Below are 22,116 nucleotides of genomic sequence, written 5' to 3' on the forward strand. Positions count from 1 at the left end.
TGAATGTGCTGTTTTCTGGCCCATCGGGAACAGGGAAAACCATGGCAGCAGAAATTCTTGCGCGGGAAATTCAGCTGGATCTTTATAAAATTGACCTCTCAAGTATTGTCAGCAAATACATAGGGGAAACTGAGAAGAATTTAAATAAAATATTTAAAGAAGCTGAAATGAGCAATGCAATCCTCTTCTTTGACGAAGCCGACGCTCTTTTTGGCAAGAGGTCCGAAGTAAAAGATGCCCATGACCGTTATGCAAATATCGAGACTGCTTATTTGCTCCAGAAAATGGAGGAACATGAGGGAACAGTAGTACTTGCAAGCAATTTTCGGAAAAACATGGACGATGCATTTCTTCGCAGGCTACATTTTACGGTTGAATTCCCGCTTCCTGACGAAAAATCCAGAGAATTGATCTGGAAACACACCTTCCCCGCTGAAACTCCGCTTGAGGATGAAGTAAACTTTTCCTTTCTTTCAAAATTCAAGCTCACTGGAGGAAATATCAAAAACATAGCTCTTTCAGCCTCCTTTCTGGCTGCGGGTGATTCAGGTAAAGTTGGGATGGAACATATAATCAGAGCTACAAAACGAGAATATCAGAAAATTGGAAAACTCTTTACTGGTGCTGATTTTGCAGAGTATTCTAAGTTTTTGAAATGAACACGGACGCGGGTCGTATTTACCGTTTAGTTCTAAAATATAGATTTTCTCAATGGGCATTTCTGTCTTCTGGGATCAAGAAATTTAGGGGATAATATCATTGTCTGATTACAAAGCAATAGCTGATGTTGGAGAGACGTTGATTGAGTTCTTAAGGGACAAAATGGAGGAATTTGGGGTTGCAAGGGAATCAATAGTGTTATTTTCTCCAGGAGAAATAGATTCCAATGACGATATACGGATATCCCTTTTTCTATATCAGGTCATTGAAAACTCTCATCTGAGAAACCAAGAAATGCAAGTCAGAGATCCAAAAACTTTAACATTTCCACCATTAACTCTTGAATTATATTATATGTTAACATCTCATGTATCTTCTGGAGAGGATAAAACTGCCAGGTCATTGGATGAGCACAGAGTACTTGGGAGGGCCATGAGTATTCTCTATGATAACTCTGTATTGAAAGGGTCAGTTTTGAAGGGAAATCTGAATGAGAACGAGGAACTGCATATAACGATAACTTCTCTGGGCTTTGAAGACCTGACCCATATCTGGACCACGTTTCCGAATAAACCCTTTAGACCTTCTGTTTGCTACGTGGTTACTCCCGTAAGGATTGATTCAGAGAGAGAAATGGATGTTCAAAGAGTAATATCCAAAGAAGCAAACTACGCACATGTAGTATCTGAAAAAGGAGATAAGTGAAATGGTTTTTACTGAACCTTATATACAGAATAATTATACTGTATATCCTGGAGATGTCCGAACTATTGACCTATCTTTTGCAGTCTGGCTTGTTGACGATTTTACACGAGAACAGGCTATGGGCAATATCAGGGTGGTAATAACAAAAACAGATGTTGAAGCCAGTAAAAATCTGACTGGATATTATATTTTTACTGACCTTGCAAAAGGTGAATACGTTGTTGATATCTTTTCGGATCTGTATTATTTTAAAGAAATACCAATTGATACGTCGAAGATAAAAATACTGGATGTGCTCCTGGAGTTTGATACTACTGGGCCGACACAAGGGGCGACCAGCATTAAACTTAAAGATGTTTCAGGATTACAGAAGGATGACATCGTCGAATTCAGTAATATCAGTGGTGAAGTAGAACAAGAGAATATCATAGCCATTGATGACAGCACTGAAACAATTTCATGGGCAGATGGACTCGAACATGACTTCAGCGCTACAGATAGCACCATTCTTGCTCTTCAGAATCCTGTTGTTCCAATTCGTCTTAAACCCCTACCTTCTTATCCTTTTCCCAATAATGCGACACTTGTCAGAGGATTAATTAAAGACTCAGGCGGAAATCCAGTAACAAAGGCAAGTGTAGAGGTAAATAGCCAGGATATAAAAACTGAATCAGATAAAAATGGGGAATTTGTACTTTATTTTAGCAGTATTGAAAATAACCCTATACAGATCGATATTGAAAAAAACGGAAATACTAAGACCTTTACTCAAAATCTGGAGGAAGGGAAGATGAAGTACTTAAAAATTGTATTTGATTAAGAGCCGGTTTCTTCATCGTGTTGTAACTATTCAACTTAAAAAATAACATTAGCCATCTTTATTCAATTTATTGACAAATTTCAGTCAACTGGTTTAACTGGTTTTTAACAGTTAACTGCAATTATATTTTTTTCAGTTGATGCTTAAATATTTTTTACGTCAAAATCAATTTAAATTAACTGCTTTTTCAAAAACGAACAGTTACTGTGCGTGATTTAAAATTCAATATAGTATTCGATTAAGTCAAAATAATGATGTATATGGAGGTACACGGATGAACGAAAAGATAACATTAACAGCAAATATAGTCATAAGGAACGGACCAAGCATAAATTTGTTTCGGGAAATAGAAGTGGATGCTTATGAAAAAATAAACGTGGATATAAACGATGGAGATAGTGACAAAGAGGTCGATCTCTGGCCAAGTGATACTGAAGAAGAAGTAGTTTTGCTGGCTATCGTTTCTAGCTGGTACGGGGAGGATTTATCCTATAAAGTAAATGAGAAAGTGGAAGATGTCACACAAAAGGATTTCAAACTTGACCAGCCTCATCTTCTTATTGGCAAGAGCTCAGTAACTATGCTCGATAAAAAACCCAAAAAGCTTCTATTTTCGTACGCAAAACCTTCAGGGGAAAGTAAAGCGCCGGACAGCGTTAAGATACAAATTCTTGTAGGGCTTGACAATTTTTAAGCAACCCACTGGAAATACAACACTCCTGAAAGTTATTAACATGTAAACAGCTATCCAGAAGTATATATTCGGGAGGTGCCAAGCGGCGTCCATACGATACTACAATGATCTTTGCTGTCCAGCATAATTTTCTCAATAGAAGAACAGACACTACATTGTGCGGTGGTCAGCGAAAATAAGATTCAGGGAATAAGAAGATGGCAAGAAACGAAGTTCTAGCAAGATACTGGGTCGACAAATGAACTTTTTTACATGTATTTTGGAATGAAGAACTTAATACCCAAACGCACATGATATTCTTTGAATAACAGGCAAAAATAAATGAAAGTACTCTACACTACCTTTTTGACTATCAATATCGCCATTACTTGGGCAGTAATGTTGTCCTAATTTTGGTTTTTCAAAACCGTACCTAAACTAATCAGTGAATTGTCACCGAAGGCTTAGACGTGTAGGGGCAGAAATCAAAAAAGAGCATGGGGGGCCAGTTTTGTTCCGTGCTTTCATGCTAAATATTAAATTGTAAGTCGAAAAGGCAGAGCGATTTCAAAATGACTTATATTTGCTTGGAATCACCTAATGAGGGTAAAAAATTAAGATTTCAACAAAAAAACCATGATAAGTGCTAAATTTGAACTTGGTAATAAATAGAAGGATTGGATAACTGAAAGAAGAATGTAATCAAGGTATTTTATGTAACCAGATATATTTAATCAAGAGATTTTTAATGAAAATAAATAAAATAGCAGAAATAAAACGAAAGGAGAAGAGGAGGGACTATAATGCCAGAATATTTGGCTCCAGGCGTATATATTGAAGAGTTTGAATTGGGTGCCAGACCGATTGAAGGAGTGAGTACCAGCACAGTGGGTTTCCTCGGTCTGACCGAACGCGGGCCTACAAAACCGCCAATATTGATTGATAGCTTTGAGAAGTTCGCGCGGGTATATGGAAGTTATATACAGGATTCCTATCTTGCCTATGCTGTACAGGGTTTTTTCGAGAATGGAGGCAAACGCTGCTATATAGGACGTGTTACCCGGGTGGGAGCTAATTCCGCGAGCCTAACAGAAGATGAATTAACTTTTAAGGCTGTTGGAGAGGGATCGTGGGGAAATAGGGTGGGAGTCAGGATTGAAAATTCTTCCAGTAATCCGGATGACACGAAATCTTTTAAGTTAACATTGGTATACTGGCAAGAAAATAAATTTCCAGAGAACTTTAATAAACCTGATATTGATCCGGAAAGGAAGCTAAGAGAACTTTTTGAAAGCTCAATATACATAGAGTCTTTTGATGATCTTTCCGAGGACAAAAAGTCTCCAGATCATTATTTAAGGAAAATGGGCGATCCATTAAAAAACGTTTCAAACCTTGTGGTATTGAGCGGTTCGGGGCGCCCTCCAAATACTGAGGAAGGTAACGTTTTATTCAAGACATTAGATGGGGGTCTTGATGCAGCGACTTCTCCACCAGGTCCTGTTCCTGCCCCAATTTCAGATGGTTTTCTAGGGGATGCAGCACCTGGAGAAAGGACCGGACTTAGAGCTTTCGAAGACATAGATGAAATCTCAATTATATATGCACCGGACCTGCACTGGCTTGATAAGACAGGATTTCAGACAGCTGCGGGAAATATCCTTACGCAATGTGAAACCTTGAAAGACAGGTTTGCAATTTTCGATGCTGGACAAAAAGAATCCAATATCTCAAGCATAACTATTCAGTCCGTTTTGGGCAGACAATCTAAGTATGGGGCGATTTACTATCCCTGGATTAAGGTATATGATCCCCTAACTCAACAGCTAAAAGAAATTCCACCCGGGGGACATATTGCCGGTATTTATGCACGAAGTGATAATGAAAGGGGAGTCCATAAGGCTCCGGCTAACGAATATGTCAAAGGTGCGATAGATCTCAAATTTTTAATTACTAAAGGAGAACAAGAGATCCTTAACCCGAAAGGGATAAACGTTATCCGTAATTTCCCGGGAAGAGGTATTCTGTTATGGGGGGCAAGAACAGCAATAATCGATCCCCTGTGGAAGTACATTAATGTTCGTCGCCTTTTTATTTATATTGAAGAATCCATTGAAGAAGGGACGCAATGGGTTGTTTTTGAACCGAATAATGAAAAACTCTGGGCACGGGTTACTGCGACAATAACCCAGTTCCTTACCGGAGTCTGGCGAGATGGGGCACTTATGGGGACAAAGCCTGAAGAAGCTTTTTTTGTTAAATGCGATCGGACTACCATGACTCAGGATGATATTGACAATGGAAGGCTGATATGCATTATCGGGATTGCTCCTGTAAAACCTGCAGAGTTTGTGATCTTCAAGATAGCCCAGTGGGCTGGGGGATCTGCAGCAACTGAATAATTGCAGGCAGAAATTGAAATGAGAACTAATTTAAAATTATCATGAAAGAAGGGGGATAAGATATGGTAAGAGCAGACCCTTATAGACAGTTCAGGTTCAAGGTAGAGATTGACGGAATTACTCAGGCAGGCTTCAGTGAATGTACCTTTGCAGACACAACAACCGACGTGGCTGAATACAGGGAGGGAGATGAGCCACCAAGATTTCGAAAATTGTCAGGTCTCACAAAATTCGGAAACATAACTCTCAAGTGGGGCATTACGGACTCAATGGATCTCTATAACTGGAGACAGCAGGTAATCGATACAGGCGCTGAAAGGGCGCGGAAAAATATGTCAATTATTCTGATTGATGAAGCAGGAGCTGATAAAGCTCGCTGGAACATTGAGAGGGCATGGCCAAGCAAATACGACCCTATGGACTTCAATGCCAAAGGGAATGATGTAGGCATAGAGACTATGGAAATTGTCCACGAGGGCTTCAAGAGGGTTTCTTGAAAGTGCTAACATCTTTTTAGCGAAATTTGAGGGGGAATTTTTCTGGGATTTCAAACAGAATTTGATTTTACCCTGCCTAAAGGCTATGTGGATATCGATGGGAACCTCCATAATAAAGGTATCATGAGATTGGCAACAGCTGCGGATGAGATCCATCCCCTGAAGGACCCGAGGGTCAAATCTAATCCTGCATATCTGACCATAATCCTGCTTTCAAGGGTTATTACAAAACTCGGGTCCCTTGAAAGCATCAATCCGGCCGTAATAGAGAACCTTTTTGCCTCGGACCTAGCGTACCTGCAGGATTTGTATTCAAGGATCAATGAAAACGATACAAACGAAATCCAGGCAGTCTGCCCGAAGTGCGGACATAAATTCGATTTGGAGGAGCTTGAACAGGGGGAATAATCGGCTACCCCCTTGACAGATTGTATGAGGAGGTAGCCTTTATTGCCTATCATTTTCACTGGCCCTATCAAGAGATCATGAATCTTGAACATAGGGATCGCCAGCGCTGGTGTGAAGAAATCTCAAAGATTAACCAGCGCCTGAGTAAGGACCGCGAAAGAAGTATCCTCGAGGTCGAATAATGGAAGGTGAAGTAAGGAAAATGGCGGTGAACTACCCCAATCTGTTTTATTAGGAGTCCAGAAGGGGGTATTCCCACTTACTGAAACAAGAAGAATAGGCAGTTTTGTAGTTTTATGCAGGGACTTATAAAAGGTTATACGCAGGGGTTTATGGAGGGGAGATATAATAATGACAGGTACGGCAGGGAAATTAGATCCCTTTATGTCTTACCGCTTCCGGGTAGAAATAGAAGGGATTACTATTGCCCAAATGTCTGAAGTAACCGGTCTTCAGTCACAGACTGACACCGAAACTTATGAAGAAGGCGGGGTAAATAATTTCGTGCATATCCTTCCAAAAAGGACTAAATTCAATAACCTGGTTCTCAAACGAGGTATAACCGATCTCGATCAGTTGTGGCAATGGCATCAGGACGTTATTAATGGAAGATTTGAAAGGAAAGATGGAGCCATAGTCCTGATGGATTCGGAAGGGAATGACAGGTGGCGATGGGAATTTTCCGGGGCTTATCCTGTTAGATGGGCTGGGCCCGATCTGAAGGCAGACAGCAGCACAGTAGCCTTTGAGACTGTTGAACTTGCCCATCGGGGTATATGGAAGGGGTAAGGATGAATAAATGGGGAATTTCGGGAACAGGCAGGTCAAATATTATTGTTTCAAACCGTTATTTCCATTCAAGAATTATAGAAAAAAACTCTCAAGGGAAAAAAAAATTCTTTAATTTCCCTTTGCTACTCTTCAGAAAAGATTCAAGGGAGGGTTTTGTCTGGAAAAATAAACTTTTTTTTCCGATTCACTTTCACTTCCCCAGATATATTATTCCTCCGATGTTCCCGAAAACAAGGGTGAAAGCCAAGAACCAGCTTTTGCAGTTCGCTGTCCAGAAGGAAAAAGGGGCACATGATGTACATGAAAAAGTACCACAAATCCAGGACATGATTAAAGAAAAAGATATTACTATTCGGAAAGTGGTACATAGTATTCAAACGGTAATCTATACTTTAATGGGGAAGAATTTCCTGCGCAGTTCAACTACACCTGTAATAAGAAATTCTGTATTTCTTCCAGCTAGGAGAAGCCAAATACCTCTAAATCAGGTTTATCCGGGAAATGGAGTTTCTGGAAAGATTTTCTCTGACGGAAATGCTGTTTTTTGGAGCATTTCTGCCTTAAATCTCAAATCTTTTGTCGGGTTGACAGTTAACCTGAATTCTCACCTTATTGCTCCTTCAGATTCTGTTTTCGATTCAGGGCCCGTTTTGGCTAGATTCTCTGGAAAAGAAGCTTACCATCAGGTTCCTAAAAAAGAGCTAGTTTTTAACTCGACCTCAGGTCTCAGGCAAGAGTTAGAAAGGGAAATGGAAGTGGTCAAAGAGGAACTGTCTCAAGCGGAAGAAGCCTCTAAGGCCAATTATTCCTCAATTTACTCTAAAATGGAGGAAGAATTGAAGAAGCTCGAAATAAACCGAATTTCCGAACAGGTTATACAGCAGATTGTGAGGGATATGAAAATCGAGAAAGAAAGAAGAGGACTCCTATAAATCTGAGAATGAAGTGAAAATATAGGAGAAGATCTCTGTAAACTGGGGGATAAAATGAAGCAAAAACCAAAAAAAGGTTTTATTGAAATTTTCCGGGGGGGAAAAGGGCAACCAAAGCAAATTGAGATCCTTTATTTTCCTCCAGAATATTCAATTGATAAAAGTAATAGTTTTTTGGAGGTTTCAGTTCCTGGGCTTGAAGCCCCTTACCTGCAATACACAAAGGGAAATTCCGGAAGTATTAGCCTCGAAGTATTTTACGATACTTATGAAGAGGGTGGGGTTGACGTCCGAAAATATACCGATCAGCTTGCAAGGCTTATGAACATTGATCCGGAGCTACATGCTCCTCCTGTGCTCCGCTTTATATGGGGTCTGGACTCAAAAGAGCCTTTTTACTGCGTGCTTGAGAAGGTAACCAAACGGTTCACTATGTTCAACTCGGACGGCGTCCCTGTTCGGGCAAAACTTAACATTACTCTCAAGGAATTCAAGGTGGAACTCAACAGTCGTGAAAGAAGCCTCCAGTCTCCTGATAAAACTCATGTTTATACTGTAAAACAGGGAGATAGCCTGTGGCTAATAGCTCACAGGGAATACGGAGATCCAGGGCTCTGGAGGCCTATTGCGCGGGCAAATAATATCGAACATCCGGGGCTGCTCAAGTCCGGTACAGAATTGATTATACCTCCGGTGGAATAAAATATGGCAGAGCCTATTTCATCCGCTGAAATCTACGCCCCTGCTTTTACCGTATTCTGGGCAGACAGCGGCGAAGCTATTCCAAAAAATGAAATCACTGGAATAGAAATAGATGAAGACCTGGAAAACCCGGGGATGTTTCGCATTTCTTTTTATGAGACTCTTGACCTGAAGACCCAGAAATTCAAGTGGCTGGACGCCAAAAGCGTCTCTCCCGGAACCATGCTTGTAATCTCTTTTGGGTATTCTTTCCCTCGAAGGGAAAGCCGAATAACGGGCAGAATTCGGGCACTGTCTCCAAGCTTTTTTTCAGGAGGCCCTCCAACGCTTACTGTTGAAGGGTATGACCTTTCCCATGATCTTAAAAAAACACATTCGGAAGTTAATCTCAATGAAGTAACATATTCGGACGTGGCCAGGGGAATTGCCGAAAAAAACAAACTGGATCCCTCAGGAGTGGAAGATCCGGGGATAGGTCCCTCCAGGAGAATTGAGAGAAAAGTAAATGAAATGGATTATGCTTTCCTGAAGAGACTGGCAGAAGATACAGGGTTTGAATTTTTCATAAGGAACCGAACCCTCTATTTCCGGAAACCAGCCGATGAACGAAAAGGAAGTATGGATTTTGAATATTATAAAAATGTCCTAAGCTTCAGCCCGAGAATGAGTGCTGCAAACGTAGTAAATGAGGTAAGAGTAACAGCCTGGAACGAAAAAAATAAGGAAACCATTTCAGAGACTGCGGAACTCAATGAAATAAAAAGCAGCATCGGGATTCAGGGATTTGCTGATATTGTAGAAGAATCTCAGGGAACCCAAATAAGTGTGAAAATTGAAGGGCGAGTCGTCAGGTCGAGGGAGGAAGCAAAAGCAATTGCCCTCTCAGAGTTAAAAAAGCGAAATATAGGATTCATTACCGGAACTCTCGAATGTGTTGGAAATCCGAATTTGAGACCCGGTATTACCGTGAATATCACAAAAGTAGGGGAACGCTTCAGTGGAGTGTATTATATTATGAAATCAAAGCATGTGCTCGGGGATAACGGGTACAAAACTACCCTTGAAGTCCGGAGGTGTCTTTGATGAATTTAGGCGAACTTTTCGGGGAGGGTAACGAAGGTGAGGCTAAAAATATACAAGGGGTCGCAATTGGCATCGTAACCAATAACCAGGACCCTGAAAAACGTGGCAGAGTAAAAGTAAACCTGCCCTGGAGAGGAGAGAGTGATGAGAGTCACTGGGCAAGAGTCTCGAGTCCGATGGCTGGCAATGGAAGAGGCATGGTATTTTATCCAGAAGTTAACGATGAAGTCCTTGTAGCATTTGAACAGGGAGACGTAAACCATCCGTATATAATCGGAGCCTTATGGAATTCTCAGGATCTCCCTCCCGAAAATAACAGCAGCGGAAAAAATAATATTCGCAAGATAAAGTCAAGGAGCGGGCACGAGCTCACGTTTGACGATACCCCCCAGCAGGAAAAAATTGAAATTAAAACAAAAGGAGGGCACATGATTGTCCTTGATGATTCTTCAGGTCAGGAAAAAATAGAAATTGCTGACAAAACTGGAAATAACAGGATCACGATCGATTCCGTAAAGAATTCGATTGTAATGGAATGTTCTATGCAGCTTACTATTAAGGCCAATATAATTGAGATCGAGGGAACCAGCTCTCTCAGCCTGAAGTCCAATGCTCTTCTTACGATTCAGGGCCTGCCTGTAAAAATAAATTGAGGAAAATAATGCCACCTGCTGCAAGAGTTGGAGATACTACATCACATGGGACTCCTCTTGGGCCTGGTCCCGGAAGCCCGAATGTATTGATAGGAGGAATGCCAGCTTGGAGGGGGACAGCTGACTTCCATGCGTGTCCGCTCTCCTCAGGCCCTGCACCGCATGCAGGAGGAGTGGTTGTGCCAGGCAGTACAACTGTTCTGATCAATAACATGCCAGCTGCACGTCAGGGAGATGCGGTTATCGAGGCGGGACCGCCAAATACTATTGCAGTTGGGTGTCCTACAGTGCTTATAGGATAAAACCTATAGGATAAAACCCGAAACGGAATACGGATTTTGGGGGGGGATTTGATATTAGTATGGATTTTCTTGGTAAAGGATGGAAATTTCCCTTTAACATAAACTATCTTGGAAAGGTGGACATTTCCAGCTACGAGGCGGACATAAAAGAGGCTATTTTCATAATCCTGGGTACTTCACCGGGAGAACGCATTATGCGGCCTGATTTTGGGTGCGGGATCCATGAATATGTTTTTTCCACAATGGATACTCTCAGCCTTAGCCTCATAGAAAACGCCGTAATTGAGGCTCTAACCAGATGGGAGCCTCGTATTGAATTAATCGAGGTTAAGGCGCTACCTGACCTTGCAAACGATGGAAGGCTTTTGATAAACATTGATTACAGGATCAGAACCACAAACACCAGTTTTAATCTGGTGTATCCGTTTTATTTAAAAGAGGGGGTGTAACCTGTGAAAGTTCCTGAAATCAGTCGGCTGGATAGGGATACTGTGCTTCAGGAAATCATTAAAAAAGCTCCCTTCTATCTGCCTGAATGGGAAGCGGAAGCCTCAAAAGATGTAGGGTTTGCTCTTTCAATGATTTTTTCCAATATGGCAGGAACCATTTCTTCCAGGCTAAATGAAGCTCCCAACAAGCATTTTCTATCTTTTCTCGAAATGCTCAATTTTTCCCTGATCCCGGCAAAGCCTGCACGCGCTCCGCTCAGCTTTTTACTGAGTGAGGGAGCTCCCGGAAATGTCCTGATCGAAGCTTCTACTCGGGTTTCTGCCAAAGGTTCTGAAGGAGAAACGGTTATTTTTGAAACTGAAAAAAATATACTTGCAACTCCATCAAAAATGGTGTCCGTATATAGTATAATAACAGAACGGGATGAAATTTTTGATCACTCAAAAGCAGTAAATGGGGAAATTCAAACAGAGCTTTTTGCGGGACAGAAATCTTTACAGAAACATATTCTCTATATAGGGGATGAAGAGCTTTTCAACCTGAAACAAGGCTTTATAGACATCTTTTTTGAAGGAACTGAGAACAGCTTTATAACAGAACTTGCAAAAACGGAGAATGTCTCATGGAAATATGCCGTGGAGATTGCAGAAAAGAAAGATGGAGAAGAGAAGAAAATAAGATGGATTCTTTTCAAGAGTGTAAAAGCTGTACTTGAGAGGAAAAAATTAAAAATAAGGCTGGAAATGGGCCCTGTTGAAGGAGACGGGGCTAAAGAAATCTCCCTGGCTATTACTAAAGTCAAGGTGAACGGGCTTGAGAGCAGGTGGATAAAGTGTACAATAAAGAAATCGAAGATTAACGAATTTACTGGTTTAAACGTGGAAAATATAGAGGTTTCAGTCTCTCCTCAAGAAGTCCTCACAAAAGAAGATTCCATACTAAAGATCCAGGGCATAGGGGACACGTATTATTCCAGGCTTGCAGGAAATGAGACTGAACAGAAGATCAAAACGGTAAGCGAACTCCTGACCTTTAATGATGAAAAACTGGCAAGCCTGCTCCATTCCAGCAAAACAAGAGCTCAGAATATCCTAGAAGCTGCAAGAAAAGGATTTTATGATAAGACTGGGAAATATGAGCTGGACAATAGTAATAATATAGTTCAGGGGATTGATCCGGATTTTCTGTTCTATAATGACGTACCGCTTGATGTTTCCAAAGAAAAGATATATCCTTTTGGAAGCAAACCCCGGCTGAACGACGCTTTTTATATAGGGAGTTCGGAGGCTTTCTCAAAAAAAGGCTATAAAGTCCGTCTGGAATTTGATCTAAAAGCTGGAAGATCTAGTCCAGAGACTGAATCTCCTCAACTTTCCTGGGAGTATTGGGATGGAGAAAGCTGGAACATTCTTGAAATTGTTGGGGGCAATAACAACTTAGCTGAAAACGGTAAATGCCCACCAGATGGAAATATTGAAGAAAGAGTACTATCCAGCATAGAAATTTCTGAAATGCCTCTGGCAAAACCTTCAAGAGTTAACGGCAAAGAGAGTTTCTGGATTCGGGTCAGACTGGTTGGAGGGGATTACGGGAAGGACTTTAAGATTGAAGGAAATAACGTTAGCAATGGCAGTTTTTGCCCTCCTGCAATAAAAAAGTTAAAAATTAATTATTTTAGTTCTGAAAATAAACAGCCAGCCTTCGTTCTTGCTAAAAATAACCTGGAATTCAGGGATTGCCTGAAAGATCTGGGAGTCCGTAAAAGTTTCAGGCCTTTCGAAGCCCTACCGGATAATTCTCCTTCAGTCTATTTCGGGTTTAATAGAGCACTCAAAGAGGGGCCTATGAGCCTTTTCATAGATATTGAGGAGGGTTTCGAGTATCCTGAGACTTTTCTGCCCGAAGTGAAGTGGCAATACCTGGCAGAAGGGGAATTTGGCGGGAAAGATAATCCTGACAGCTGGAAACCGCTCGAAGTCCTGGATGAGACCGCAGGGTTTACAAAAAAGGGGATGCTTCAGTTTGTTGTTCCTGGTAAAATGCTTGCTTCCAGCCTTTTTGGTTCTGAAGAACAATACTGGATTAGAGCACTTGTAACAGGGAAGTTCTTTAAAATAGAGACAAAATCAAGTTTACGATCTCCTGCATACAAACTGTTTCTCAAGAAGGGAAGACCGGAAATATACAGGCTTCTGGATTTCAGGAATGAACTTTCCTCAGAGACAGATGATAAGGAAGCAATTACTGAAAGAATAATTCCCGGAATAGAAGAGTGCAAAAAAGCTTTTGAAATTTTCAACATTGATTTTCAACCTGAAACTGCGCGCGAGCTTCCTCCAAAGGTTCTGGGCTTTTATCTCAATTCGGTCTGGGCTGTCCAGGCTAACACGACCTATAATGAGATACTCGGTTCGGGCAGTGGGGAGCCGGACCAGGAATTTTCTCTTATTCACAGGCCTGTGCTCGAAGAAGAATTGTGGATCAATGAATACGGAAGCATTTCGGAAGAAGAGATAAAAAGCCTTCAAAAAGACCTACAGGAGATAGAAAAGGATAGTGAAGGAAATCTCAAGAAATTCTGGGTGCGATGGAGCAGGGTAGATGATTTCCTTGAATCAAATAAAATAGATCGGCACTATACACTCGATAGGACCGGAGGAAAAGTCCGTTTCGGGAATAGGGTAGAGGGGAGAGTACCTCCTGCAGGCTTTGAGAATATAAAGGCCACCTACAGGAGCGGAGGAGGAAAAGTAGGAAACCTCGAGGCCATGAAAATCTCAAAACTCATGAGATCCATAGCTTTTGTGGACAAGGTTTACAACCCTGTATCTTCAGAAGGCGGTATTGATCCCGAGCAGACGGATGCGCTCATGAAAAGATCTCCTGCTACTCTTAAGCACCGAAACCGTGCAACGGCTGTAAGCGATTATGAGCAGCTCGTAAGGGAAGCTTCCAGCAAGGTTGCCAGGGTGAAGGTGCTGCCTAATTTTAATTCTGAAGGTAAATTCGGTACTGGCTGGGTTACAATTGTCATAGTTCCGGAAGGAACCGGGGCAAAGCCTCTGCCTTCAAGTGAATTAAAGAGAAATGTGAAGAAGTATCTTGAGGCAAGGTGCCCACCTGTGCTGTCCCTGAAGGTAATACCCCCTTTTTATGTTCGCGTGGATATACTTGCAGAAATCTGGACACGCCATATTGACACAATTCCAGTAATTGAAAAAACGGCTATGGAAAAAGTTGCGGACTTTTTGCATCCCCTTACAGGCTACGAGGATGGAAAAGGCTGGAATTTTGGGGATGCACCCTGCATTTCTGACATATATTCGATACTTGAAGGCATCGAAGCTGTGGACTATGTGTTAAGTGTAGAGATCAGGTACTTTGATGGGTCAAAGGTCTTCACGCTGACTGACGCTTCTGTTATTAAATTGCCTGAGTATTCGCTCCCTTATAACGGGGAACATTCAATCACAGTAAAATGGATTAATGGCAACAAGGAGGGGTAAAGCCTGTCCGTACCCGTACCCAATCTCGATGACAGGACATTTGATCAGCTTGTAGAGGAAGCAAGAAAACTCATTCCTGTATATGCCCCGGAATGGACCGACCATAACCTGAGCGATCCGGGGATCACGCTTGTTGAGCTTTTTGCATGGCTCACTGAAATTGAACTGTACCGCACAAACCTTGTAACCGACAGGCACCGCCTGAAGTATCTCAAGTTGCTAGGGGCAACGCCGAAAGAAGCAAAACCTGCACATGTGGACCTCAGTTTCAGTTCAGCCGAGAAAGCGAAACTGGTAAAGAAGATGCCGGTATCAACTGAGATTGCAGGCAAGAAAATTTATTTTTTTCTGGATGAGAACCTGACAGATGAGGAATTGATTATAGTTCCTGCTGCATTTGCACTTGAGAAACTGATAGTTGACGAACTCACAGGAGGAGTATTCGACCGCACAGGTACAAATCAAGATGGAGACCTTTTTTTTGCTCCTTTCGGTGAGCAGGTTCAGGCTGGATGTACCCTTTATCTGGGTTTCGGGGAAGATCCTGCCAGCCCACCTGAGGCTCTTAGCTTCATGTGTTATCTTTACGAAAAAGACTTAAAAACTCCTGGGAGCCATGGAGATGAGCAAGAATATGAGTTTAAGAATGCGAAGCTGAAGTGGGAGATATGGGATCCGTCAGGGGAAAAACCGTGGAAAGAAGTAAACCCTATGGACAATACTGCGGGGTTCAAAAAGAGTGGAAGAATTATTTTTAGTGGACTCGAAGGCTGGACAGCAACTCATAAGATTTCTGTCATGAGTTTTGAAAAATCCTATTTCTGGCTCCGCTGCAGAGTGGAAGAAACAAATTACGAATATCCGCCAAGGATCGAAAAGATCAGGCTGAATACAATCCCGGCAACTCATGACCTGAATGCAGCAAGTAAGAATGAAAAAGAAGATGCAGAAGAAGGAAATCTGAAAGCTGGTCATAGCTGGGAGATAGAGGGGTTTAAGCACCTGGAAATTATAAACTATATGCCTTCGGCTGGTGATAGAAACGCGAAGTCCATTAAAGAGGCATTTGAGGATTTTCTCAGAGATTTTAAGGTACCTTATACCGCAGTCACGACCTCAGATTACGAGTATATAACCCTTAATACCCCAGGCCTTAGAGTAGCAAAAGCAATGGCAGTGCCCAACTACCGCCCTTTCTATTCTCAAAAGACAAAATTCAAAAGCACGGAACCAGTAAAATCAGAATACAGCAAAGGTTCTGTGACAGTTGTAGTAATTCCCTATACTCCGCTTGAAATCCTTAAAGTTCCTCCCACTCCCTCTGCAGGTTTTATACAGGCGGTATGCAGGCATCTTGACAGGCACCGCCTGCTAGGGACTAAAATCCATGTAATTTCTCCCTTTTATGTAAAAGTGACAGTGAATGCCACTATTGTTCCACTGGAGGGTTATCTTGATGACAGACTGATCCTGAGGGATGTAATATCTGCACTTAACAGCTACCTCCATCCCGTAAAAGGAGGATCTGAAAGACAGGGCTGGCCTATTGGCAGGGATGTTTACCTTTCTGAGCTTTATGAGCTCATGGAAACGGTTGAGGGGGTAAAATGCATCATCAGGCTTTCGGTCTCTGGAGAACCCGGAACGACTCGAGATGCACAGGGCAACCTCCTTCTGGGCTCGAAGTTTTCGAGTATCTATTCCGGGAAGCACAGCATAGAGATCGCAAGGGAGGCTGAGAGTTGCCTGAAAAGGGGTGGTTTGAATTCAGGAAATTAAATGTGAGTGGATCAATATAGAGACACTTCCGGAAGAGTTCGTAGGATATACCGAGAATCTCGACCTCGGACAGGGAGGCTTGAGACTTTCCAGCTCTTACTCTTACTTATTCGAGGAGGTATTATTCGAAAATTCGAATTTTAGTATTGAGGATATTGCAGTCGATGAATGTGGTTTCGTTTATCTTCTAGGTACAGAGAATCTTGTGGGTACAGAGAAAAGCCTGATATTCAGGTATTCAGGAAATGTAGCTGCTCTAAAGCCAATAGGGAACTGTCCTGAAATTTTTCCGCTAAAACTGGGAAAAATTTCCGCAATCGGGGTAGATATAGATACTCTGTACATTGCGGATAGTCTCGATGGAAGCAGTTTCCGCCTTAATGCTGTTACAAAAAGTGATCACCATTTGCGCTGGACCCTTTCAAAAGGCCCGGCTGGAAATAACCTGGAAAAAGTCATTGATATAAAGTGCGATGAAAAAGGGAATATCTACATATTTGAAGGGGACAGGGTGCTTTCTATCAATAAGCACAGCCCCTTTTATCCGGGACCCAGAATTTCCTGTGAAATTAGTGAACCTGGAGAGCCAAAAGCCCTGGAAGTAGATAAGGAAGGAAATCGTTATGTCCTTAAAGGAAACAGGGTTTATATCTTCAGGACCGGGGAAACAGAGGATGAAAGGAAAATAGATATAGAAAATTTTTCTCCTTCTGGAATTGCAGTTGATGCCTGGAAAGAAGTCTTCGTAGGAGAAGCAGATAAAACAGGAAACGAAAATCAAAATGACAAGACTATCCATAAGCTGGGATCCGATAACCTTTTCCATCCTCTATGGTCCTACAGGTGCCCCTGTAAGAAGCTCGCATATGGTCCGGAAGGCAAGCTTTATGTTCTTGATGGAAAGGGAAAAAAACTCACCAGGCTCATACGCAAAAAAATAAACTTGAAGAGCCTTGATGGTTCCTTCCGGGGAACATATATCTCAACAAAACCTGTGGACAGCCAGGAAAACGGTACTATATGGCACAGGCTAATACTTAATGGAGATTTTATAAAAGGCACTCAAATAGAATTCTTTTATTATGCATCGGATGAAAAACTTTCAGAGGCTGAGATTAAATCTCTTGATTCAGGCGAGTGGAAGCTAGGTATCTCCGAAACGTCTGCAGTTCAGGGCAATAAAAAAAGGGATGCCCTATTTCTCAATAAGGCAGAGGGAAGGTATCTGTGGTTTAAAATCGTCCTCTTAGGGACAGAAGAACTTTCTCCTGCTGTTAGATCTATCGGGATATTTTTCCCGAGGGCTTCGTATATTGATTACCTGCCTGTGATTTATAGGGAGGAACCACATAGCAAAGACCTTCTCGAACGCTTCCTTTCCATATTTGAGAGTATAATTTTTGAAATCGATTATACCATTGAACACATCGACCGTTTTTTCGACACCTGTGATGCCCCGCCTGAATTCCTTTCCTGGCTTGCTTCCTGGCTTTCGGTTCCTGTGGATAAAGACTGGACTGAAGAGAAAAAAAGGCTTTTTATCAGGCATGCAATCTCATTATACAAAAAAAGAGGCACAAGGGAAGGGCTTTCTGACAGTATTGAGCTTTTCACAGGGATAAAGCCTTTGATTATCGAAAATTTCCGGATCAATCTTCCGTGTAAAGGAGAGGAGTCGTTTCCATGCAGTGACGAGAATACGATCTTTTTCCCGCCTGAAGAAGCTAAAATCAAAATTGAAGGCAAAGAAGAAAAGCTTGTTAACATTCTTTTCGGAACAGAAAGATTCGTTTTTTCTGTTTTTTTGCAAAATCCGAATATTAATACAGCTACTATCAAGCAGGTCCGAAGGATTATTGACGAGCAAAAACCTGCACACACATGTTACAACCTGAAGGTGCTCGAACCTTGGTTTTACCTGGATATGCATACATATCTTGGAATTAACACCGCACTTACGAAACCTGAGTTCATTCTTGGCAAAACAGCTGTAATTGGCAGGAATACTGTCCTGCATGATGAGGAGAAGGCTGGGCAGGTCGAGAGGCATTCAAGGGTGGAGATTGATACTGTACTTTCTTAATATTAATAAAGTGTATTTTTCTGACAGTTGACTGAATATTATACTATTTTGAAATAAAGGGGGTAATGATATGCCAAACGGTACAAATGAAAATGATAAGTGCAAACTGCACAGATTTGAGAAAAACAATTATTTTTACGGCAAATTGATGACAGTCCGGGACTTTGAAACCGAACAACGTTATTTCGATGAAAAACGCCACCTTCTCAACAGGTTGCTCCACGGCTCAGGGCTTGTCTGCGGCTTTGAAAATCTCAAGATAGAATTTAAAGACAACAAAATTACGATTGATTTTGTAGACGGGGGAATGGCACTTGACTGCTGCGGACGCGAGATCGTAGTACCAGCAAATACACTGGGAAAAGATGTAATTAATAGCAGCGGATCAACGGTTTCTACTTTATCAGATGGTTCATTCCTCTATCTGAAATATAAACCGTGTTATGAAGGTTATGTTGCTGCAGCTTCAAATCCCTCAAGTTGTGATGAGAGGTGCTGTCCTGGAAGGGTTATCGAGGGTTTTGAAGTAGTGGTCTCAAATGAAGCTCCTGATTCAATGGGCATACGCTGCCGAGCCGAATCTTCAGAGGACCCGAATGTAATTCCTGATGCAAGTGAGTGGCTCAAAAATCTTGAAGATGAACACAAAAAATGCTCTTTATGCGGGGAAAATCAAGGAAGTAAAGTTTTTCTTGTGAGTGCGGATAGCGACCTCACGATTAAGCGGGAGGATACTGAAAAATACAGAATTTTTTTCACCGAAAAAGAACTCTACCAGCTTTTAAAGTGCCATATCCTGGACTTTAATAACCCTCATGGGGTAACTGCGTCCCAGACCGGGGCACTTGTAAGTGTGGATGGGATAAGTAATCCGGGCGGAAATGTGGACCTTGTTCCAGAAAATGCCATTGTTATTACGCCTGACGATACTAACAAACTTATCACTATAGGAGAGACCCATTCAGCAAGGAAGGACAATCCACATGATGTTACTGCTGCCCAGACCGGGGCACTCGTAAGTGTTAGCGGAGTTGGTAACCCCGGAGGAAATATAGTTCTGACCGCAGGTGCAAATATCACAATAACTACCCAGCCTGCAGCTCATACTATAGAAATTGCTTCTACAGGAGGAGCAGTCCCCGCACCAACAGTGCAAAGTGTGGGTACCAGCCTTATTGTGGGTATTTCGGATAAGTATTCCCGTGAAGATCACGTTCATAATCTGGCGGATGAGGTTGTTGACTTCAAGAACCTATCTGAAACGCTTCAGAGGCAGCTCAATTTGCTCTTTATGTATCTGAGAGAGAGGGCTCTAAAATGTACGGTCAGTAATTTTAAGGCAGTTGCGGGAAGGTTAGAGAGTGAGATTGCCTTGAGAATTTTCAAGGTAACCAGAGACGCAGTAGATAATAGAATCTATGAAAAAGAGGAGAATTTCATTTCTTTTATGAAAGACTTGCTGGAGTTGATGAGAGAATTTGCAGACGAAATTCAAGGAAGAGTTCCAGATGATATTTTCGAGATATTTATGAAATTATTGGAAGAGCTCAAAGAAGCGATTGACTCAGGCGATGCTCTTCGGGTAGCTATCCTGCAGGATGAGGTTTGCTTCTATATTACGGAATTTGAAATGCGAGGGTGAGTTCCAGAAGAAGCCAAGAATTATCTCTTGAGTGTAGATTTTTCTGATTTACACTCTGTACTATATTTCAGTATCTCTTCTCATTATTTTGAAGGTTTAAGGTTTTTTAATTTTTTACTATAGTTCTGATATAAGGATCTTTCTCTCCCGGCAACTGAATTCTGGTTTTTGCACAGTTTTCAATTTTTAGCTGGCATATCTAAACATAAATTACTAAATATAAATTTGGGGCGGGTATATCGGTGAGAAAGCTGGAGTTTATACGAAAACACAAGAATCAAAGCAGAAATACTCGAATTTTTGTAACCAAAGTTTCGGCTATAATTCTTCAGGGTCTCATGCAAACAGAATACTGCAACTCCGAAGAACTGCAGGCAATCAGGCTTTTCAGAGGCTGCTCAGCCACGATATGGCTAATCCGGCGGATGTCTACAGAGCCAGCAGATCGTCAAAATCCTGAAGGAGCGTAAAGATAACATTTTTGTACATAGTTTGCTGAAGGGAAAAAACCAGCATTAGAAAACAGTCGTAAGTTCACTCTAAATAAAGAACAGGGATCGAAATGAACTCATCAGATGAAAACTTAACTGAGATATTTTTGAAAATTCATAAGGATATCTCCTCAGGGCTTATGTATACTCACAACCGTATTAATGCCAATACAGCAAAAAATATGGAAGTAGCTTCTTTTCTTTATGCACTCATCGAACTTCTCAATGAGAAAAAACTTCTCACAATAGAAGAACTGGACGAACGAAAAAAACAGATTGCAGAAAGGCTTGTTAAAAGATTTGTCGACAGTGGACTCGGTCTCATGTATCAGGACCCTGAATACGATAAGTACACTTTTGATCAGGAAGCTGATGTCGATTGTGAGAGCAGGCTGGATGTATGCAAAGCCGTATGCTGCAAATTACCGTTTGCACTGTCAAAACAGGATGTAGAAGAGGGAATAATCCGATGGGAATTTGGGCGACCTTATCTGATCGCTCACGGTGCTGATGGTTACTGTGTTCATCTGGACCGGAATACATATAAGTGCACAGTTCGCGAACATCGAACCGTACCGTGCAGGGGCTTTGACTGCAGGAATAATAAAAGATGGAATATCTGGGATGATTATGAAAAGAAGTTTCTCAATCCTAAATTAGAAGAACGGATTGATAGCGATAACAGTAAAATTTACTCTTTATGCGTTTCGAATATATCCAAGTGATTAATTTCCCCACATTCCGCAGTATTTTTTCGAAAATCAACATTTTTCCTGATTGCGTTTTTGGAACAGATTTAAGCAATTTTGACTATTAATGTAGTTTGGTGAAAATTGATCTATATCGTTTTTTGGTCTCTAAATACTCCATATAGTTGTTTTTACCTCATGCATAAAAGTCCAATAAATTCATGTTAGATTAAAAATCGATAGCAGGAAAAATCATGAAATCTGAAATTTTACTGCGGAAAGTGGGATTTACATTTATTTTTGTCAAAATTGATAACAGATAATGGGACGAGTCATCGATCAAATCTGAAAAACGATCACATAATTTCATGTTTTTAAAAAAATGTTGAGATATCTCTATGCTTAGTTTTCAGCAACTACCCCAAAGACAGTCACTTTAATCAGACCATGAAATGGAATTGAAAGAAGAATAAAGATCCATATTTAAATAGGCTTCAAAATTCTACCATTTCATACAGTTTAAGGCCTTATTTTGTGATCTTGATTTCTGATATTAATTTTTCGAACTATTCGGCCTATTACAGTTAATATGAGTCCGATGTTGGGAGTGAATTACTAAAAACTGCAAACATAGAATCTCTTTACATTTTACAATAACTGTGAATCTACTCATTTTTCAGTATTGATCAATACTTCATGGACAGGTTCGAAATCCATTCGGGATAAAAATAATAGTTAATGATACGCCATTGCAACAGCAACTGATAGAAATCCCAGAAGCTAGAAGACAAATTCATAATTCAACGTCTGTTCGCAGGGGAAAAATTCGATGGAGAGATAGGCAGAA

19 protein-coding genes and 1 pseudogene are annotated in these 22,116 nt (G+C 41.3%); all 20 read left to right on the top strand.

The features are described from left to right. Positions 1 to 41: 41 nt before the first annotated feature. The 20 genes and pseudogenes from NC238_05125 (at position 42) to NC238_05220 (ending at position 21,305) form a co-directional block, all read left to right on the top strand. The gene (locus NC238_05125; protein MCM1565321.1) at positions 42 to 659 is read left to right on the top strand and encodes an ATP-binding protein; all 618 of its coding nucleotides are present in this window, start codon (positions 42 to 44) and stop codon (positions 657 to 659) included. A 100-nt stretch (positions 660 to 759) separates the two neighbouring features. Next, positions 760 to 1,365: a DUF4255 domain-containing protein gene (locus NC238_05130; protein ID MCM1565322.1), complete on the top strand. Its 606-nt coding sequence runs from the start codon at positions 760 to 762 to the stop codon at positions 1,363 to 1,365. Between the two features lies 1 nt (position 1,366). Then, positions 1,367 to 2,185, top strand: a complete 819-nt coding sequence (locus tag NC238_05135) for a hypothetical protein (protein MCM1565323.1) — start codon at positions 1,367 to 1,369, stop codon at positions 2,183 to 2,185. A 274-nt stretch (positions 2,186 to 2,459) separates the two neighbouring features. Continuing rightward, positions 2,460 to 2,879: a hypothetical protein gene (locus NC238_05140; protein ID MCM1565324.1), complete on the top strand. Its 420-nt coding sequence runs from the start codon at positions 2,460 to 2,462 to the stop codon at positions 2,877 to 2,879. A 782-nt stretch (positions 2,880 to 3,661) separates the two neighbouring features. Beyond that, a complete protein-coding gene (locus NC238_05145; GenBank protein MCM1565325.1) occupies positions 3,662 to 5,260 on the top strand; it encodes a phage tail sheath subtilisin-like domain-containing protein in 1,599 nt (532 codons plus the stop codon). A gap of 62 nt (positions 5,261 to 5,322) precedes the next feature. Then, positions 5,323 to 5,757, top strand: a complete 435-nt coding sequence (locus NC238_05150; protein ID MCM1565326.1) for a phage tail protein — start codon at positions 5,323 to 5,325, stop codon at positions 5,755 to 5,757. A 42-nt stretch (positions 5,758 to 5,799) separates the two neighbouring features. Further along, positions 5,800 to 6,165, top strand: coding sequence for a phage tail assembly protein (locus NC238_05155; protein ID MCM1565327.1), 366 nt, complete (start codon positions 5,800 to 5,802; stop codon positions 6,163 to 6,165). Between the two features lie 351 nt (positions 6,166 to 6,516). Continuing rightward, complete coding sequence (locus NC238_05160; protein ID MCM1565328.1) at positions 6,517 to 6,954, top strand: phage tail protein; 438 nt, start codon at positions 6,517 to 6,519, stop codon at positions 6,952 to 6,954. Positions 6,955 to 6,956: 2 nt separating this feature from the next. Then, the gene (locus NC238_05165) at positions 6,957 to 7,889 is read left to right on the top strand and encodes a hypothetical protein (protein MCM1565329.1); all 933 of its coding nucleotides are present in this window, start codon (positions 6,957 to 6,959) and stop codon (positions 7,887 to 7,889) included. A 54-nt stretch (positions 7,890 to 7,943) separates the two neighbouring features. Then, the gene (locus NC238_05170; GenBank protein MCM1565330.1) at positions 7,944 to 8,591 is read left to right on the top strand and encodes a LysM peptidoglycan-binding domain-containing protein; all 648 of its coding nucleotides are present in this window, start codon (positions 7,944 to 7,946) and stop codon (positions 8,589 to 8,591) included. A gap of 3 nt (positions 8,592 to 8,594) precedes the next feature. Next, entirely contained in the window at positions 8,595 to 9,674 is a 1,080-nt protein-coding gene (locus tag NC238_05175; GenBank protein MCM1565331.1) for a hypothetical protein, read from the top strand. Further along, complete coding sequence (locus NC238_05180) at positions 9,674 to 10,327, top strand: phage baseplate assembly protein V (protein ID MCM1565332.1); 654 nt, start codon at positions 9,674 to 9,676, stop codon at positions 10,325 to 10,327. The genes NC238_05175 and NC238_05180 overlap by 1 nt, the downstream gene beginning before the upstream one ends. An 8-nt stretch (positions 10,328 to 10,335) precedes the next feature. Beyond that, positions 10,336 to 10,418 (top strand): annotated as a pseudogene (locus tag NC238_05185) (hypothetical protein). Between the two features lie 7 nt (positions 10,419 to 10,425). Beyond that, a complete protein-coding gene (locus tag NC238_05190) occupies positions 10,426 to 10,629 on the top strand; it encodes a PAAR domain-containing protein (protein ID MCM1565333.1) in 204 nt (67 codons plus the stop codon). A 59-nt stretch (positions 10,630 to 10,688) separates the two neighbouring features. Next, positions 10,689 to 11,078: a GPW/gp25 family protein gene (locus NC238_05195; GenBank protein ID MCM1565334.1), complete on the top strand. Its 390-nt coding sequence runs from the start codon at positions 10,689 to 10,691 to the stop codon at positions 11,076 to 11,078. A gap of 3 nt (positions 11,079 to 11,081) precedes the next feature. Continuing rightward, positions 11,082 to 14,585, top strand: coding sequence for a putative baseplate assembly protein (locus tag NC238_05200; protein MCM1565335.1), 3,504 nt, complete (start codon positions 11,082 to 11,084; stop codon positions 14,583 to 14,585). 216 nt (positions 14,586 to 14,801) lie between these two features. Further along, entirely contained in the window at positions 14,802 to 16,364 is a 1,563-nt protein-coding gene (locus NC238_05205) for a baseplate J/gp47 family protein (GenBank protein MCM1565336.1), read from the top strand. A gap of 79 nt (positions 16,365 to 16,443) precedes the next feature. Continuing rightward, complete coding sequence (locus NC238_05210; protein ID MCM1565337.1) at positions 16,444 to 18,447, top strand: phage tail protein; 2,004 nt, start codon at positions 16,444 to 16,446, stop codon at positions 18,445 to 18,447. 70 nt (positions 18,448 to 18,517) lie between these two features. After that, a complete protein-coding gene (locus tag NC238_05215; protein MCM1565338.1) occupies positions 18,518 to 20,089 on the top strand; it encodes a hypothetical protein in 1,572 nt (523 codons plus the stop codon). A 562-nt stretch (positions 20,090 to 20,651) separates the two neighbouring features. After that, complete coding sequence (locus NC238_05220; GenBank protein MCM1565339.1) at positions 20,652 to 21,305, top strand: YkgJ family cysteine cluster protein; 654 nt, start codon at positions 20,652 to 20,654, stop codon at positions 21,303 to 21,305. Positions 21,306 to 22,116: the final 811 nt, after the last annotated feature.

This window comes from Dehalobacter sp. (genome assembly GCA_023667845.1).
In the GTDB taxonomy this organism is placed as follows: Bacteria; Bacillota; Desulfitobacteriia; order Desulfitobacteriales; family Syntrophobotulaceae; genus Dehalobacter.

Excerpts from the sequence above, each read along its gene's own strand:
- NC238_05145 (MCM1565325.1), top strand. The coding sequence starts at position 3,662 with ATGCCAGAATATTTGGCTCCAGGCGTATATATTGAAGAGTTTGAATTG.
- NC238_05220 (MCM1565339.1), top strand. The coding sequence starts at position 20,652 with ATGAACTCATCAGATGAAAACTTAACTGAGATATTTTTGAAAATTCAT.
- NC238_05135 (MCM1565323.1), top strand. The coding sequence starts at position 1,367 with ATGGTTTTTACTGAACCTTATATACAGAATAATTATACTGTATATCCT.
- NC238_05170 (MCM1565330.1), top strand. The coding sequence starts at position 7,944 with ATGAAGCAAAAACCAAAAAAAGGTTTTATTGAAATTTTCCGGGGGGGA.
- NC238_05165 (MCM1565329.1), top strand. The coding sequence starts at position 6,957 with ATGAATAAATGGGGAATTTCGGGAACAGGCAGGTCAAATATTATTGTT.
- NC238_05180 (MCM1565332.1), top strand. The coding sequence starts at position 9,674 with ATGAATTTAGGCGAACTTTTCGGGGAGGGTAACGAAGGTGAGGCTAAA.
- NC238_05125 (MCM1565321.1), top strand. The coding sequence starts at position 42 with ATGGCAGCAGAAATTCTTGCGCGGGAAATTCAGCTGGATCTTTATAAA.
- NC238_05140 (MCM1565324.1), top strand. The coding sequence starts at position 2,460 with ATGAACGAAAAGATAACATTAACAGCAAATATAGTCATAAGGAACGGA.
- NC238_05160 (MCM1565328.1), top strand. The coding sequence starts at position 6,517 with ATGACAGGTACGGCAGGGAAATTAGATCCCTTTATGTCTTACCGCTTC.
- NC238_05195 (MCM1565334.1), top strand. The coding sequence starts at position 10,689 with ATGGATTTTCTTGGTAAAGGATGGAAATTTCCCTTTAACATAAACTAT.
- NC238_05175 (MCM1565331.1), top strand. The coding sequence starts at position 8,595 with ATGGCAGAGCCTATTTCATCCGCTGAAATCTACGCCCCTGCTTTTACC.
- NC238_05190 (MCM1565333.1), top strand. The coding sequence starts at position 10,426 with ATGCCAGCTTGGAGGGGGACAGCTGACTTCCATGCGTGTCCGCTCTCC.
- NC238_05150 (MCM1565326.1), top strand. The coding sequence starts at position 5,323 with ATGGTAAGAGCAGACCCTTATAGACAGTTCAGGTTCAAGGTAGAGATT.
- NC238_05215 (MCM1565338.1), top strand. The coding sequence starts at position 18,518 with ATGCCAAACGGTACAAATGAAAATGATAAGTGCAAACTGCACAGATTT.